Annotated in this window: 15 protein-coding genes and 1 tRNA gene; 11 read left to right on the top strand and 5 right to left on the bottom strand. The window is 38.7% G+C overall.

The window, feature by feature from the left end; genetic code table 11:
• Positions 1-15: 15 nt before the first annotated feature.
• From SOI81_RS11205 to cysS, 5 genes are all read right to left on the bottom strand, one after another.
• Complete coding sequence (locus SOI81_RS11205) at positions 16-1,098, bottom strand: hypothetical protein (RefSeq protein ID WP_320540741.1); 1,083 nt, start codon at positions 1,096-1,098, stop codon at positions 16-18.
• Between the two features lie 29 nt (positions 1,099-1,127).
• Entirely contained in the window at positions 1,128-1,856 is a 729-nt protein-coding gene (locus SOI81_RS11200; RefSeq protein WP_262094488.1) for a hypothetical protein, read from the bottom strand.
• Between the two features lie 114 nt (positions 1,857-1,970).
• Positions 1,971-2,984: a site-specific integrase gene (locus SOI81_RS11195; RefSeq protein WP_320540740.1), complete on the bottom strand. Its 1,014-nt coding sequence runs from the start codon at positions 2,982-2,984 to the stop codon at positions 1,971-1,973.
• A gap of 215 nt (positions 2,985-3,199) precedes the next feature.
• Positions 3,200-3,275, bottom strand: a tRNA-Gly gene (locus SOI81_RS11190).
• Positions 3,276-3,338: 63 nt separating this feature from the next.
• Positions 3,339-4,760 carry a cysteine--tRNA ligase gene (cysS, locus tag SOI81_RS11185; protein ID WP_239975825.1) on the bottom strand — a complete coding sequence of 474 codons (1,422 nt, stop codon included), beginning with the start codon at positions 4,758-4,760 and terminating at the stop codon, positions 3,339-3,341.
• A 213-nt stretch (positions 4,761-4,973) separates the two neighbouring features.
• Between cysS and kdsD the strand changes: the two genes are divergently transcribed.
• The 11 genes from kdsD (at position 4,974) to SOI81_RS11125 (ending at position 15,717) form a co-directional block, all read left to right on the top strand.
• Positions 4,974-5,951: a KpsF/GutQ family sugar-phosphate isomerase gene (kdsD, locus tag SOI81_RS11180; protein ID WP_016141541.1), complete on the top strand. Its 978-nt coding sequence runs from the start codon at positions 4,974-4,976 to the stop codon at positions 5,949-5,951.
• A gap of 3 nt (positions 5,952-5,954) precedes the next feature.
• Entirely contained in the window at positions 5,955-6,494 is a 540-nt protein-coding gene (gene kdsC, locus SOI81_RS11175) for a KdsC family phosphatase (RefSeq protein ID WP_016141540.1), read from the top strand.
• Between the two features lie 37 nt (positions 6,495-6,531).
• Positions 6,532-7,080 carry an LPS export ABC transporter periplasmic protein LptC gene (gene lptC, locus SOI81_RS11170; RefSeq protein WP_320540739.1) on the top strand — a complete coding sequence of 183 codons (549 nt, stop codon included), beginning with the start codon at positions 6,532-6,534 and terminating at the stop codon, positions 7,078-7,080.
• Positions 7,064-7,612 (top strand): lipopolysaccharide transport periplasmic protein LptA, encoded by a 549-nt coding sequence (gene lptA / locus SOI81_RS11165; protein ID WP_016141538.1) that lies wholly within the window; start codon positions 7,064-7,066, stop codon positions 7,610-7,612. Before lptC ends, lptA begins: the two co-directional genes overlap by 17 nt.
• Positions 7,612-8,358 carry an LPS export ABC transporter ATP-binding protein gene (lptB, locus tag SOI81_RS11160; protein ID WP_009389082.1) on the top strand — a complete coding sequence of 249 codons (747 nt, stop codon included), beginning with the start codon at positions 7,612-7,614 and terminating at the stop codon, positions 8,356-8,358. Before lptA ends, lptB begins: the two co-directional genes overlap by 1 nt.
• Positions 8,359-8,631: 273 nt before the next feature.
• Positions 8,632-10,098 carry a TolC family protein gene (locus SOI81_RS17475; protein WP_016141537.1) on the top strand — a complete coding sequence of 489 codons (1,467 nt, stop codon included), beginning with the start codon at positions 8,632-8,634 and terminating at the stop codon, positions 10,096-10,098.
• Positions 10,095-12,236, top strand: a complete 2,142-nt coding sequence (gene paxB, locus SOI81_RS11145) for a type I secretion system permease/ATPase (protein ID WP_320540738.1) — start codon at positions 10,095-10,097, stop codon at positions 12,234-12,236. Before SOI81_RS17475 ends, paxB begins: the two co-directional genes overlap by 4 nt.
• Positions 12,233-13,423, top strand: a complete 1,191-nt coding sequence (locus tag SOI81_RS11140) for an HlyD family efflux transporter periplasmic adaptor subunit (protein WP_016141535.1) — start codon at positions 12,233-12,235, stop codon at positions 13,421-13,423. The genes paxB and SOI81_RS11140 overlap by 4 nt, the downstream gene beginning before the upstream one ends.
• A 92-nt stretch (positions 13,424-13,515) precedes the next feature.
• Positions 13,516-14,115 carry an IMPACT family protein gene (locus tag SOI81_RS11135; RefSeq protein ID WP_224992517.1) on the top strand — a complete coding sequence of 200 codons (600 nt, stop codon included), beginning with the start codon at positions 13,516-13,518 and terminating at the stop codon, positions 14,113-14,115.
• Positions 14,108-14,719 (top strand): DapH/DapD/GlmU-related protein, encoded by a 612-nt coding sequence (locus SOI81_RS11130; protein ID WP_320540737.1) that lies wholly within the window; start codon positions 14,108-14,110, stop codon positions 14,717-14,719. The genes SOI81_RS11135 and SOI81_RS11130 overlap by 8 nt, the downstream gene beginning before the upstream one ends.
• A 155-nt stretch (positions 14,720-14,874) precedes the next feature.
• Positions 14,875-15,717 (top strand): universal stress protein, encoded by an 843-nt coding sequence (locus SOI81_RS11125; RefSeq protein WP_002115820.1) that lies wholly within the window; start codon positions 14,875-14,877, stop codon positions 15,715-15,717.
• Positions 15,718-15,753 lie beyond the last annotated feature (36 nt).

The following is a 15,753-nucleotide window of genomic DNA, read 5'->3' as shown; positions in this document are numbered from 1 at the left end:
ATAATAGGTTAAAATTTATTCGACTTTTTTGTATTGAGTTTCTATTGCAGTAGCGGTGTTTTGTTGTAAAGATAACTTGAAAATAAAATGATACTTTGAATCTGAAATAGCCTCTCTAATAACAGCAGAAAACTTCTCTTTTGTTACAGTCATATTTTTTTGATCATTATCAGCTAGCGTGCCTGCAATATAGTCAGGAATTCTTATAAGAGGGTCATACCACATTTTTCCATGAAATTCTGGTTTTCCAAAAGATAGTTGAACTTTGTAGTTTTTGGAGAAGGGTAATTTAACTGCTTGGAATAGATATTTACTTCTAATATCAACTATATGGAAAATCATAGGAGAAAGTTTTTCTTTAGATTTTTGACCTAGAGTTGTAAGAATATTGTCTCGGTCGGAGAACCAACAAATATCTTGGAGATCTGGTATTGACTTGAAGAGCTGTAAGTTAATTGAAGAAATTACACAGGAAATAATTTCGATTATCAGTAGTAACTCATTTTTATTTGCTCGAAAAAGTTTTTCTTGAAAAAATTTTACCTGACTTTTTATTATTTCAGAGTTAGAACTCATGCCTAGACTTTTTAGGAGAATCTGAAAATGGTGTCTTATATTAGGGATAAGATTATCTTTTTCTTTTGGAAGCTGTATACTAATATGGAAAAATAGTCCAGAATTAATAAATTTTAAAAAAGCAGGATTAATAAATTTAGTTTTTTTAATATCACTATATTGTAGTTTGTTTATTCCAGACATTAATGAGTTGATTGGAAAATTTTGTGGAATTAATGTAAAAGTAATAAATTCACTCTTCTTTTCAGGATTTCCTAAAGCATAATCACTAGCAATAAACCATTTTTTACTTTTTATATTGCTATTGAGGAAAGATATTAAGTTTTCACTATTTGCTAATGTTTCATTAATAGTATGGAAAATTGCAGGTACAATATGATTTCTAGATAAATCAATTTCATCAAGTTGATCTAGATCGATAAATTTTAGAGGAATATCTGCTATACTTGGTAGTTCTGGGGCATATACGCTCTCAGTAATTTGATTGCTAAATTTATTAATATCGCTTTTAGAGTTATTCACCTATTCACCTTTTAAAGAATTTTCTTCCACTAAGAATTCTTCTTTTCCTTAAATTTCTCTATAAATTTTTGATAATCAAAGTTTTGTTTGTATTGTTCTGGAAGGAAGGTAGTATTCCTATTGTTATCAATATCTAAACCAATACATTTGTAATTACCACAAACTATTTTATATACTTTATATTTTTTATCTCCTTCAGTAACAGTTCCTGAGAATGAATAGTCTTTCTTTGCATAAATCAGGTATAAGTTTTCTTTAATATTTTTTTCGCCTTTTTTATATGCATTGTGTATAAAAGCAAAACCCATGGAAAGTAGGAAAATAACAAAAATAGTAAAGTAGTAATACTCTAAAAGCTTAATCGGCTTTGGTGTTTTATAATTATAAGTGTAATAAAACTTTAAATTATAGTATTTTAAATAAATAAAACTTTTAATTTCATGCCGGCGAGAAGGATGATAACCAAGCCATAATGAAATAAACATTAAGATTAGAAAAGATATGACTCTAATAAAAATTAATAATAATTTATATATGGCCACTTTAAGTTTATCAAAAGCTTCAAATAAAATCTCTGTAAATGTTAGAGAACCGAAAAATGTAACTTCATAATTGCTTAAGCCTGCCTCTGCAAGTGAGGCTCCAATTGCTTCTGTTTGCCCTAAATAAAAAGCATATTGACATCCATACCATATTGCAGGCAAAGCTGGCAAAAATACAAATAAAAAGGCAAATCTTCTTAAAATATCTTTAAACATTTTCTATCATTAATTATGTATAAAATTTCTGTTCTAGTTATTAAGTTTTGACAACTAAAACTATCTATCAGTTTAAGAATGAGACATGGAAAATGCCTCATTCTGGCAAGTATTCTAAGCAGCTGTCAGCATTTTGGCAATTTCCGAAGCTGTGGGATTGTAATAAGTATTCACTAAAACACTAATCGTTTTATGGCCAGTAATTTTCGCTAGGATCTCTACTGGTAAACGGTAGTCATGAACAAAACGGGTGATAGCTTCATGGCGTGAGTCGTGGAATGTAATAACACCATCTAAGCCAACTCTCCGTAAGTTACGTTGCCATATTAATCTAAATGCATTTGAGGTAAGAGGAATCATGCGGTCATCGTTAGGATCGTCAGGCAACCAAGAAAGCAACTCTTTTGCCTTGGAAGTTAATGGCACATCACGAGAAGTACCATTCTTAGTATCTAATAAGCGAATGAAATCAGGAAAGATTAATGATTTCTCTACACTGAGTATTTCACCTTTGCGCATTGCAGTTTCAAGCGCAAATAGAAATGACCAGGCAACTCGGTGTCTTGGCTGAACAGGCACTTTTCCCCATTCATAATCGAGCCCAGCTAAAACAGCATCTATATGGTTCTGATAAATCCTTTGATTACGTGGAGGAGGAGCAGTAGGTTTTGATATTTCTTTGAATGGATTTTCTTTAGTTATAAATAGTTCTTTCCGAGCAAAGTCAAAAACTGAACTATACATAGCCATTTCTCGAATGACTGTTGCACCTTTAACTTGCTTTAAACGTTTATCACGCCATTGTTTAACAAGTGCTGGTGATAGGTCATGAATTGATTCATCTGCTAATTTCCCCCAATTTTTCTTTAGGCATTTAAGCATTTGAACAATTAAGCGGGCACTCTTCATTTTTCTGCCTTCTTCTTGATAGTACTGTTCAAAAAGGGCATAGAAGGAGATATGGATTTTTTCAGGCTCAGGGTTAGCCTGTTGAGATTGTAATTCTAATAATTTTTTTGCGGCCCATTGTTCACACTCACTCGCAGTATCTCGAGTAGCTGTGTAACGTTTTCCTAAGTAACGAACAGTGATCCGCCACGCGTCCCCGCGCTTAACCGGCTTTTGCATAATAACACTCCAAATTTCGTGGTGTCGCCGCGACACCAAAATTCGTGAATGCCTAAAAGACATCTACTTTTTTGGTGTCGCAACGGAAATATAAAGCGTTTTTTAATGCGAATTTTGACTATTTTGAGTAGTCAAAGCTGACCGATCGACAATAAAAAACAGGCCACATAACTCGTTAAAATTATGCAGCCTATTGATTTTAATACATAAAATCTTGGAGCGGGAAACGAGACTCGAACTCGCGACCCCAACCTTGGCAAGGTTATGCTCTACCAACTGAGCTATTCCCGCAATGTGAGCACATTATAGAGTGTTTCACTAAAGTGTCAACACTCTTGTGATTTAATTGAACATTTAATCAGCACGACGCCAAACTGTACCTTGACGAGTATCTTCAAGCACAACACCTTGGTCGAGCAAAGACTGGCGAATACCATCTGCTTTAGCAAAGTCTTTTGCTTTTTTAGCATCCACACGTTGTTGAATAAAGTCTTCAATTTCAGCATCAGACAAAGCAAGCGCTTCTTGTCCAATATCTGATTTTAAGAAATCATCTACATTGTATTGTACCAAACCTAAAATGTTGGTGAGGTGACGTAATGTCGAATAAAGAATAGTCGCTTGGTCGGCTTGCTCTTCTTTTACAGCACGGTTCAATTCTTTGTTCAGTTCAAACAATACCGCCATTGCTTCAGCAGTATTGAAATCGTCACACATCGCATTGTTAAAGCGTTCAATAAAGCTTTGATCAAGCGATTCAGTTGTCGTTTGACCGTAAACTTGTTGGTAAGCTTTAAATGAATGGTAGAAACGAGTTAAAGAAGTTTTTGCTTCTTTGAGTGCCACATCAGAGAAGTTCACTGGACTACGATAGTGTGAAGACACAATAAAGTAGCGGATCACTTCAGGGTGGAATTTCTCCATCACGTCGCGAATCGTAAAGAAGTTGCCTAAAGATTTAGACATCTTTTCACCATCAACGTTAATGAAACCAACATGCATCCAGTAGTTTACATATTGCTCACCAGTCGAAGCTTCACTTTGCGCAATTTCATTTTCATGGTGTGGGAACATTAAATCTGAACCGCCACCATGAATGTCAAAGTGATTGCCTAAGCAGCAAGTCGACATTGCAGAACATTCAATGTGCCAACCCGGACGGCCATTACCCCAAGGGGATGCCCAAGACGGTTCATTTTCTTTTGCATGTTTCCAAAGTACAAAGTCAAAAGGATGTTTCTTTTCAACTTCTACATCAACACGCTCACTTGCGCCAGCTTGCATATCATCAAGCTTACGGCCAGAGAGGCGACCATATTTTTCAAATTTGGTCACTTCAAAATAAACATCGCCGTTTGAAGCAGGGTAAGCAGAGCCTTTGTTGACCAGATTGCCAATCATATTTTGCATCTGATCGATATATTCAGTCGCTTTAGGTGCTTCATCTGGTGCCAAACAGCCTAAGTTCGCTGCATCTTCATTCATTGCATCGATAAAACGAGTGGTGAGTTGTTGGATTGTTTCACCATTCTCATTCGCACGTTTAATGATTTTGTCGTCAATGTCGGTAATGTTGCGAATATAGCGAACTTTCCAGCCTTGACTACGTAAGAAACGAATAATGTAGTCAAATGCAACCATAACTCGAGCATGCCCGATATGACAGTAGTCGTAAACGGTCATACCGCAGACGTACATATCGATGTGACCTTCTTTGCGAGGTACAAATTCAACTTTTTTTCGTTGCTCAGAGTTATATAAAACAAACGGTTGCATAAGGGTTTTCAAACACTCAACAAAAACAGTGTTACATCATAACTGATGCATCATTTTTCACAAAGTTTTATGCAAGAATTTTATAAGCTTGTGAAATCTTATACATTTAAAAACGTGTAGGTGATTGAGTTATGTTAGAATGCCCCCAAATCTTTTGATTAAAATCACCGATCTTCACAAGAGATCAGATCAATTATTTTGAGTCAAACTCGTATGCCCAATCCTACAGATTTCCAAAGCAGCGCATTAGCAACATTGCGTATTGAGCAACAAGCCTTAGACGTGTTAGCAACACAAATTGGTGACAGTTTTAATCGAGCTTGTGAAATATTGTTACAGTGTAAAGGTCGTGTTGTGATTACTGGCATGGGTAAGTCAGGGCATATTGGCCGTAAAATGGCTGCAACTTTCGCCTCAACTGGTACACCTTCTTTCTTTATGCATCCGGGCGAAGCTGGGCATGGCGATTTGGGAATGCTGGTTCGTGGTGATGTTTTAATTGCGATTTCCAATTCTGGAAAAAGTGATGAAATCATGATGTTGATGCCTTTAATCAAACATCTTGGCGTGCCGCTTATTACCATTAGCCGTGATGATAAAGGCCCAATGCCGCAAAATGCCGACATTGCTTTAACTTTAGGCGAGTCTGACGAGGCATGTCCATTAGGTTTGGCACCTACCTCGAGTACGACAGCAACTTTAGTTTTGGGTGATGCACTGGCTGTCGCTTTACTAGAAGCACGTGGTTTTACTGCAGATGATTTTGCTCGCTCGCATCCAGCAGGTGCGTTGGGTAAACGCTTACTTTTACATGTGAAACACCTCATGCATACAGGCGATGAGCTGCCAAAAGTTTCACCAGACACGCCAATGAATCAAGTGCTTTATGAAATCTCTAATAAACGTTTAGGCTTGACCACGATTGTAGATGACCAAGACCATTTGCTTGGTATTTTCACCGATGGTGACTTGCGCCGTTTAATTGATAAACAGCAAGGTTTCGATGTGAATTTGCCTGTTTCTGAAGTGATGACAAAGAAACCGTCAACTATTTCTCAAGAAGCACGTGCGGTAGAAGCTCTACAACAGCTTAACCTGAAAAAAATTAGTCAGTTTGTGGTGGTCGATGACCAAAATAAAGTGATTGGTGTAATTAGTATGCATGACCTTATTCAGGCAGGGGTAAATTAATCAATGGCATCTTATGCATTGTTAGAACAAGCACGTCATTTACAGGCATTGGTTCTGGATGTGGATGGTATTTTGAGTGATGGTTTTGTAACGTTAACCAATAGTGGCGATGAAATTAAATCATTCGATATTCGTGATGGTTTAGGCATGAAGCTTGTGCAGCAAGCGAACATGAAAGTCATCATTATTACAGGCCGAAAAAGTAATATTGTTGAAAAACGCATGTCTGACTTAGGTGTAGATCTAGTCTTTCAAGGGCGTGAAGACAAAGGTTCTGCGCTGCGTGAAGCATGCGCACAGTTTAATATTTTGCCGTCTGATTGCTTGTATATGGGCGATGATTGGCCTGATTTGTCGGCTTTTGCGATTGCAGGCATGAGTGTTACTGTGCCAAATGGTCACGAAGAAGTACGTCGCCGTGCGCATTTGGTTACCCAGTCGATGGGCGGGCGTGGTGCTGTACGTGAAGTCTGTGATATGTTGCTGATCGCAAAAGGCATTTACCAAGAACTTCTTGAAAAATATCTTGCAGTACCGCATTAATAATAAGATTACTTAAAAAGGTAGGCTATTCCTGCTCATGGATACCAGAGTTTTATCAATTGTTGCTGTAGTAGTTGCTGCTATAAGTGGTGGTTATTACTACTATAGTGGCAAGGCAAAAAAACTAGACATTGGTTCTGCGAAGAATATGACATATTCAGCGCAGGGCGTCCATTTGACTCAAACTGATGATCAAGGCAATTTGTATATTCGTGCTGAAGTTCGTCAGCTTGAACAGGATATGCAACAAAAAACATCAAAGTTGGATCAACTCAATGCCTCGATGTATAAAGATGGCAAAGTTGATGCAACGTTCTTTGCAAAACAGGCAAATGGCTACGATGATAACCGTAAAGTTATATTATCGGGCGATGTGGTCGCTACTAAACTTGCGCCACAAGGGAGGATTGAATTCCATACTGATGAGTTAACTGGCTATCCAAAAACCAGAGAAATTGAAACGAATCATCAGGTCGTTGTTCAATCTCCGCAAGGCGATTTTGTCAGCAAAGGACTAAAAGCCAATTTGAATAATGGTCAGTACGAATTTTTTAATATTCGAGGAAAGTATGCACCAAAGTCTTAATTTAAAACGTTCTTCAGCTTTCCTAAAACAAGCTGCGGTAATTACATTCGTTGCTTTATCATCTGCTTCGACTTTTGCTTTACCGTCTGACCGTAATCAACAAATTTCGTTAGTGGCAGACCGTGCAACTTATAATGAGAAAACGGGTTTAACGACTTATACGGGCAATGTTGTGATTGAGCAAGGTACGATGAAGCTTCAAGCCGACTCAATTGTGGCTACTCTAAACGCTAAGCGTGAAATTCAAACGATTACTGCCAAAGGTAGACCGTCTAAATTCCAACAGCAAATTAGTGCAGACAAAGGCGTTGCACGAGGCGAGGGTCAAACCATTGTTTATAATGCAGATACAGGCATTATTACTTTGACTGGTGGTGCATATCTATATCAAGATGGTTCAAGTATTCGTGGTAACTCACTGAAATATAGTATGAATAAAGGCGATGTTGAAGCACAAGGCTCATCATCTAACCGTGTTCAGATTATTATTCCGCCATCAACTTCAAAAAGTTTCCCAGGAGCGCGTGACTAATGCAACAAGCTCTTCAACAACCCCAAACTTTGTGTATTAAGCACTTAGCAAAAAACTATAGTAAACGTTGGGTCGTCAAAGACGTATCTTTTAGTATGCAAAGTGGACAGATTGTTGGTTTGCTTGGCCCTAACGGTGCAGGAAAAACAACAAGTTTCTATATGGTTGTTGGACTCGTGCGTATGGATAAAGGTGAAATTCACCTTGATGATCTTGATATGTCTGATTTGGCAATGCATGAGCGGGCACGTAAAGGGATTGGATATCTTCCGCAAGAAGCTTCTATTTTTAGAAAGCTAACAATTGCTGAAAATATTATGTCTATTTTAGAAACACGCAAAGACTTAAATAAGCAACAGCGCCAGCAACGTCTTACTGAATTATTGAATGACTTTAAAATCAGTCATATTAAAGATTCATTGGGCATGAGTGTATCTGGTGGTGAGCGCCGCCGTGCTGAAATTGCACGTGCATTGGCTGCTGATCCTAAATTTATGTTACTTGATGAACCGTTTGCCGGCGTCGATCCAATTTCGGTTGGAGATATTAAAGATATTATCCAGACCCTAAAAGATCGTGGTATTGGTGTACTCATTACTGACCATAACGTACGTGAAACTCTAGCAATTTGTGAACGTGCATATATTGTGAGTGAAGGGGCTGTAATTGCCGAAGGCACGCCACAAGAAATTCTGGATAACGAACAGGTACGTAAAGTCTACTTAGGTGACGATTTTACAGTTTAAATAAAAAAGTTAATCTGTTTGGCTAAAAAGAGGTCAGTGCCTCTTTTTAGTTTTTTTATATTTATATTTTAAAAACAATAAATTAGCCCAAACAATTGATGAAAAAATAATGTGTGAATTATTCCTTCATTTATGCTTCTTTATGCAAAAAAATATGTAGAATGTAGAAGCTTTTAAACGATAACAAACAAGATCAACAAGACAAGCATGATTGGATATAACCAGAGAAGAGTAAAAAGGACATGTAAAAAGCCGGCTTTCCTGAAAGGGTTGATGCTTTTAACTACATTGCATGTACCTATGGTGATATATGCCGCTAAACCAAGTGAGCAATATCACACATTGAAAAACAACTTATCGCAGCTTTTTACCCCTAAAAGTAGTGATGAATTTAAAGTTGCTAAAATGCAAGAGCTGAGTAATTTTAAGCTAGATCGTTCTAGAGTTCAGGAGTTTCCGACTGTTCAACTCAATGATCGAGCAGCTTCATCTTATTCAACTCTGCCATCAAGGAAAATGACTTTGCAGGAAGCGGTGAGAATCGCAATCCAGCGTAACCCTGATATTTCCCAAGCCATTTCAACTTTAGCTGGCCAAAACGCCGGTATTGATGTTGCAAAGGCGGGTTATTACCCTCAAATTTCAGGTGGTATTACCACAGGTGACTTGAGCAGTGGTGAGCGTGGTCGGCAGTTATTGACTTTAAATGCAACTCAAATGCTCTATGATTTTGGTAAAGTGAAATCAGGTGTATCGGTTGAGAAGGCTAAGTTGCAAGTCGAGCAGGCCAATGTTCTGGTCAGCATTGATGATATTGCACTTGATGTCGCACAGTCGATTATCAATATTCAGCGCTATCTTCAATTAAATAAGATTGCCGAACAGCAAATTGCAGGTATTCAGCGAATTCAGGAAATCGCTAATTTACGTGCAAATGCCGGTATTAGTAGCCAAGCCGATCCAATTCAAGCCCAATCTTATTTGCAAGCTGCTCAGTCTGGTCTGATTGCTCAGCAATCATTGTTACGTCAATATCAGCAGCATTTAAGAACATTATTGGGTGGCGATGTTTCTCGAACGGGATGGATTATTTCAGATGATTTGGTGAAAGTATCTGATTTATATGGTGAGCCTCAGTTTAATACCATTCCAAAAATGATCGCAGCTCAAGCGGGTATTGAAGTTGCTAAAGCGCAAAAAGAGCAGACCCGTTTAACACGTTATCCAACTTTGGCAGTCAAAGGTTCTTTGAGTCAGGCCATTAATGGCAAAAATCCAAATAATGATGAAGACGATGGTCTGTATAGTTCGGTCATGCTTGAAGCAACCAGTCAGTTTTATCAAGGTGGAGCAGTTTCTTCTCAGGTAAAAATGGCGAGTTATGCAGAAGAAGCCGCTAAATCTAAAGTGAATTCTGTTTATCTGGATGTTCTCGATCAGATCAGAACTAGCCGTGAGCAAATTGAAAATAAACAACGACAAATGCAGGTTTTAGCAAATCGCCAAGCAACGACAGTTCGTACACGTGAGCTTTATCAAGAACAGTACAAACTCGGAACACGTTCATTGGTCGATTTATTAAATGCCGAACAAGCGATTCATAGTGCTAATTCAGAACTCGAAACTGCACGTTATGATATTTACAGCAGTATTGTTCAGTACATTGCAGCAACAGGACGTTCTCGCCAAGCTTATGACTTAAATAATATTTCAATTCAGGGGTTCGAAGTACAACCATGATGACAAAAATAAACTACCAGCCCTGGTTACAGGCAGTCTTGACGATTGCTAAACATTATAGAATTGAGCCTTCAGAAGAAAGAATTCGTTTACAACTTGACTGGAACCAAAATCAAAATCTTGATGATGTTTTACAGCTCATTACACGTCAAGTTGGACTCAATTTACGTAAAGTGCCATTTTCTTTAGAGTTGCTCAACCCATGGCGTTTACCTGTCATGGTCGAGTTCAATGACGGTCAAGTCGGTGTAATTGATAAAGCTGATACTCAAGGAAACGTCAGTATTCAGTTTAGTGGAGATCATGGCCTTTCTCAAAATTTAAACTTAGATGTCTTAAAAACTACAATTAAGAATGTTTATATTCTGCGCCCTGAAACCTCTATCCCCGATGCGCGTATTGATGAATATATCAAGCCATATGAAGCGAGCTGGTTCTGGTCAATCGTTCTAAGAGACTGGAAACGCTACGTTGATATTATGTTTGCCTCACTCATTGCCAATGTGTTGGCACTGGCAACCATTATTTTCTCAATGCAAGTGTATGACCGCGTTGTACCTTCACAGTCTATTCCGACTTTATGGGTACTGGCAGGTGGTGTACTGATTGCAGCTCTTTTTGAGTTTACCTTACGTATATCGCGAGTGTATTTGTCCGATATTATTGGTAAACGTGCTGACTTACGTGTTTCTGATCGTGTATTTGGTCATGCCTTACGCATCAAAAATAAAGACCGTTCAAAATCTACCGGTAGTTTTATTTCCCAGATTCGTGAGCTTGAAGGGGTTCGTGAATTGGTGACATCAACCACCATTAGTGCAATTGCCGATTTCCCATTCTTTTTCCTGTTCCTAATAATCTTTGCCATTATTGGTGGAAAACTGTTTTGGGTGATGTTGCTAGTTGTACCTCTTATGCTTTTGCCGGGTATTCTGGCACAGAAAAAACTAGCGCAACTCGCACAAGAAGGTATGAGAGAATCCTCAATCCGTAACGCGATTCTTGTTGAAGCGGTGCAAGGTATTGAAGATATCAAACTATTACGTGCTGAATCTCGTTTCCAAAATCAGTGGAACCACATGAACGAAGTTTCAGCCGATATCGGGATGAGACAGCGTAAAATTGTTGGGACCTTAATGGCATGGACTCAAATGCTTCAAGGCTTGACCTATGCAATTGTGGTGTTAGTGGGATGTTTTGCCGTGATGGACGGTGAAATGACTACGGGTGCTTTAGTTGCGTGTTCAATTTTATCTTCACGTATGTTAGGCCCAGTTGCACAAATTACAGGTGTGTTAGGTCGTTTACAGCAAGCGAAAGTTGCAAAACAAAGTCTTGATGAACTCATGCAACGCCCGATCGATCAGGCGGACCGTTCACATCTGGTACATAAAGCTGTTTTAAATGGCGACTATGAATTAAAAAATGTCTTGTTCCAATATGGAGAAGAAGACCCGAAACCAAGTTTAGCCATTCGCCATTTAAAAATTCGTGCTGGTGAAAAAATTGCAATCTTAGGCCGTAATGGTGCAGGTAAATCGACACTGCTTCAGCTTCTATCTGGTATGCAAGTTCCAACTCAAGGTGCAGTGCACTTAGATGGTCTTGATCTTTCTTTAATTGACCCATCTGATGTACGCCGTGATATGGGCCTACTCAACCAAAATGCACATCTTTTCTACGGTACGATTCGTGAAAACCTCACTTTAGGTGCGCCACTTGCAACAGATGAAGATATTCTTCGTGCTTTGGTGGTGACGGGTGCATTACCTTTTGTTCAAGAGAAAAAAGAAGGGCTAGATCACCTGATTTTAGAAGGTGGAGTTGGTTTCTCTGGTGGTCAGAAACAAGCATTGTTACTGGCACGTCTATTGATTCGTCAACCTAACATTCTACTGCTGGATGAACCGACAGCAGCGATTGATGATGTGGCAGAGAAACAACTGATTGATCATTTAAAAGTTTGGCTAGCACATCGTACTTTGGTCGTTGCGACCCACCGCCGAGCTGTTTTAGATCTGGTGGACCGTATTATTGTCGTTAACGAAGGCAAAATCGTGATGGATGGTCCAAGAGATCAGGTCCTTAATCAATCAACAGCCCAACAAAAACAAGTGAGCCAAGGGGGTAATTCATGAGCGAACAACAACAAGAACTCACCCGTTCAATGAATGTCTCTTATAGTGAGCCACCATTACCACGTGCCAGTTTAGTGATTTGGATTGTGGGAATCGGTTTAGTTATTTTCTTTATCTGGGCATGGGTATTTAAACTTGAAGAAGTTTCTACCGGTACGGGTAAAGTGATTCCATCATCTAAAGAACAGGTCATTCAGTCTTTAGAAGGCGGTATTTTAACCAAGCTGAATGTACAAGAAGGCGACATTGTTCAAAAAGGACAAATTCTTGCGCAGCTTGATCCAACCCGTTTTGCGTCAAATGTCGGTGAATCAAGATCTTTACTGATCTCTGCTCAAGCGACAGCAGCGCGTTTGCGTGCGGAAGTAAATGGTACACCTTTGGTTTTCCCTGAAATTGTGATGAAAGAACCAAAGCTTGTACAAGAGGAAACAGCGCTATACCGCTCTCGTCGCGCTGATCTTGAGCAAACGCTTGCAGGTTTAAGACAGGCTTTACAACTGGTGCAACAAGAACTGGCAATGACAGAGCCGTTAGTTGCAAAAGGTGCAGCAAGTGAGGTCGAGGTTTTACGTCTACGTCGTGAAGCAAATGATCTACAAAACAAAATGAATGATGCGCAGAACCAGTATTATGTGAAAGCACGTGAAGAGCTATCTAAAGCTACGACTGATAGTAAAACACAGCAACAAATCGTACTGGGCCGTAGTGACAGTTTAGATCGTGCAGTGTTTAGAGCGCCGGTACGTGGGGTTGTAAAAGAAATTGCGGTGACTACGCATGGTGGTGTTATTCCACAAAACGGTAAACTGATGACGATTGTACCAATCGATGAGCAACTGCTGATTGAAGCGCGTATTTTGCCGCGTGACATTGCCTTTATTCGTCCGGGACAAGAAGCTCTGGTTAAGATTACTGCCTACGATTACTCAATTTATGGTGGTTTAAAAGGTAAAGTTACGGTTATTTCACCAGACACGATTCGTGATGAGGTTAAACAAGACCAATTCTATTACCGTGTTTATATCCGCACTGATTCTGACAAGCTTTATAATAAAGAAGGTAAAGCGTTTGGTATTACACCGGGTATGGTGGCAACAGTAGATATTCGTACTGGTGAAAAAACAGTACTGGATTACTTACTTAAACCATTTAATAAAGCCAAAGAAGCATTACGAGAAAGATAATAAAAAAAGCCCCGAGATTCGGGGCTTTTTTATGGGTTTGATTCTTTTAAATTCACGTTATAATTTGATTTTTATTATGCTTTATTTAATTTATGGCTTTTACGATTGCATCACAGATTACATTTGAAGAAGAAATTAAAAAAAGCAGATTTCAGGCCATCGCTGCGCCAGTCGAAAATGAACAGCAAGTTAAAGAATTTTTAGAATACAACAAAGATATCTCGACCACTCACCAATGTTGGGCATGGAAAATTGGGCATAACGTACGCTTTAACGATGATGGTGAACCGTCAGGAACAGCAGGGCGTCCAATCTTGGCAACCATTGAAGGGAATGATCTAACCAATATTATAGTGATGGTTAACCGTTGGTATGGTGGAATAAAACTAGGAACAGGCGGCCTTGTTAGAGCATATGGTGGCTGCGCTGGACAATGTTTGCTCTTGGCTGAACGCATTGAACTCATTGCGAAGAAGACAATTTACTTTTCTTGCCATTTTAATGAATGGGCGATCTTCCAATATGAGTTGACTCAACAACAAATTGAATATCAGGAAACTTACACAGCAACGGGTGTAGATATTGAGGCACGGTTACAAATACATCAAATTGAACCGCTGGCCTTAAAACTTAGAGATGTAACCCGTGGTCGTGAAGAATTAAAAATAGAAGAGGAATTAACAGATGACTGATTCCTTATTGAAATATCGTGAGCAACATAAGCATCGCTTAAACTATATGCCATGGTTATATTGGAGTTTAAAACCGAAAAATCGTGCTTGGGCTGAAGAGTGGCAAAAAGAATATCAAGCTTATTTAATGGATATGGAGACCGTTGAGATTGGTGAAAATTGTTTTATTTCACCCTTAGCACACATTTTTGCTGAGCCGGGGCGCAAAATTATCATTGGTGATAATAGTTTTATTGCGGCTGATTGCACATTACATGGACCGCTTGAAATCGGTAACGATGTCGCGATTAATCATCATTGTATTTTAGATGGTGGACGAGCTGGCATAAAATTGCATGACCAAGTCCGAATTGCAGCATATTGTCATTTATATGCGTTTGATCATGGAATTCAATTAGACCGCCCGCTTTACCAACAGCCTGTCACTTCTAAAGGAATTGAAATTGAGCAAGACGTTTGGTTGGGTGCACATGTGGGGATCAAAGACGGTATAAAAATCGGTAAACATGCGGTGGTCGGGATGAATAGTATGGTGACCAAAGATGTTGAGCCCTACCATATTATCGGTGGGAATCCCGCAAAATTTATTCGCTTAAGAGAATAATGCAGTTTTAAGAATGTAATAAAATGTTTGATCTTTAAACAAAAAAGTTGGTTTTTATACATAAACCTTAACATACCAATTTTTATCTATGTTAAGTTAAAGCTAAGTTTTAATAATAATCTCCAAGGCAATAGACCTGAAGAAGAGAGGCTAACATGAACCGTGTTATTGCGTGTATTGACTCATCACCGTGTATTAATGCTATTGCAGATGCAGCAGCATGGGTTGCTAAAGCAACCGGACGGGAACTTGTATTATTACAAATTCTGGACTATTACCCAGCCAGTTATCATCTTGGTGAAATTAGTGGGGTAATCGGTTTTGAAAGCAATGCAATGCTGCTAAAAGAGTTAGCTGAGCTAGAGCAAAAACAGAGTGAACTCGCATTAGACTATAGCAATAATTTACTTCGTCACATTTCTGATCTTATTCAAGAAAAACACGGAATTACCAGTTCAAAAATCCAAGAAAAAGGTGATTTTTTAGAACAAAGTTTTAATCTCTTACATGAAAATGATATCGTTATTTTAGGTCGGGTCGGGGAAAGAGCCGCCGAAAAACATAAACCAATTGGTAGTAATGTCGAGAACTTCATCCGCGGTGCGAACTGTACAGTTTTGACAATTGGTGAAAACTTTAAAGTCCCAACCCGATTTATCTTTGCTTATGAATACTCGCCAACATGCCAAAAAATGATGCGCCGTATTGCCCAAAGTGATTTATTGCGAACACTACAATGTCATTTGGTGTATGTAGGTGATCATCCAGAAATATTAAATGAACCTGAGCATTATCTTAAACAAGCGGGCCTCGATGTAGTTACCGTTTATCGTTATGGTGATGTCGCGCAGAATATTCTAGAGTATCAACAAGAGCACGGTATTCAGATCATTGTGCTAGGGGCATTTAGCCATAGCAAAATTCACCAGTTCTTCTTGGGAAGTATTGCGACAACCATATTCCGAAACGCGACTGTACCATTACTTGTAGCTAAATGATGAGATTTGCATATAGTTATCCGCAAATCTTGTGGA

This window comes from Acinetobacter pittii, assembly GCF_034067285.1.
Lineage (GTDB): Bacteria > Pseudomonadota > Gammaproteobacteria > Pseudomonadales > Moraxellaceae > Acinetobacter > Acinetobacter pittii_E.
The sequence above is the reverse complement of the archived record's forward strand: the minus strand, read 5'-3'. Positions and strand labels throughout refer to the sequence as shown.

Excerpts from the sequence above, each read along its gene's own strand:
- lptB (WP_009389082.1), top strand. The coding sequence starts at position 7,612 with ATGCAACAAGCTCTTCAACAACCCCAAACTTTGTGTATTAAGCACTTA.
- paxB (WP_320540738.1), top strand. The coding sequence starts at position 10,095 with ATGATGACAAAAATAAACTACCAGCCCTGGTTACAGGCAGTCTTGACG.
- SOI81_RS11125 (WP_002115820.1), top strand. The coding sequence starts at position 14,875 with ATGAACCGTGTTATTGCGTGTATTGACTCATCACCGTGTATTAATGCT.
- kdsD (WP_016141541.1), top strand. The coding sequence starts at position 4,974 with ATGCCCAATCCTACAGATTTCCAAAGCAGCGCATTAGCAACATTGCGT.
- SOI81_RS11200 (WP_262094488.1), bottom strand. The coding sequence starts at position 1,856 with ATGTTTAAAGATATTTTAAGAAGATTTGCCTTTTTATTTGTATTTTTG.
- kdsC (WP_016141540.1), top strand. The coding sequence starts at position 5,955 with ATGGCATCTTATGCATTGTTAGAACAAGCACGTCATTTACAGGCATTG.
- cysS (WP_239975825.1), bottom strand. The coding sequence starts at position 4,760 with ATGCAACCGTTTGTTTTATATAACTCTGAGCAACGAAAAAAAGTTGAA.
- lptC (WP_320540739.1), top strand. The coding sequence starts at position 6,532 with ATGGATACCAGAGTTTTATCAATTGTTGCTGTAGTAGTTGCTGCTATA.
- SOI81_RS17475 (WP_016141537.1), top strand. The coding sequence starts at position 8,632 with ATGCTTTTAACTACATTGCATGTACCTATGGTGATATATGCCGCTAAA.
- SOI81_RS11140 (WP_016141535.1), top strand. The coding sequence starts at position 12,233 with ATGAGCGAACAACAACAAGAACTCACCCGTTCAATGAATGTCTCTTAT.
- SOI81_RS11195 (WP_320540740.1), bottom strand. The coding sequence starts at position 2,984 with ATGCAAAAGCCGGTTAAGCGCGGGGACGCGTGGCGGATCACTGTTCGT.
- SOI81_RS11130 (WP_320540737.1), top strand. The coding sequence starts at position 14,108 with ATGACTGATTCCTTATTGAAATATCGTGAGCAACATAAGCATCGCTTA.
- SOI81_RS11135 (WP_224992517.1), top strand. The coding sequence starts at position 13,516 with ATGGCTTTTACGATTGCATCACAGATTACATTTGAAGAAGAAATTAAA.
- lptA (WP_016141538.1), top strand. The coding sequence starts at position 7,064 with ATGCACCAAAGTCTTAATTTAAAACGTTCTTCAGCTTTCCTAAAACAA.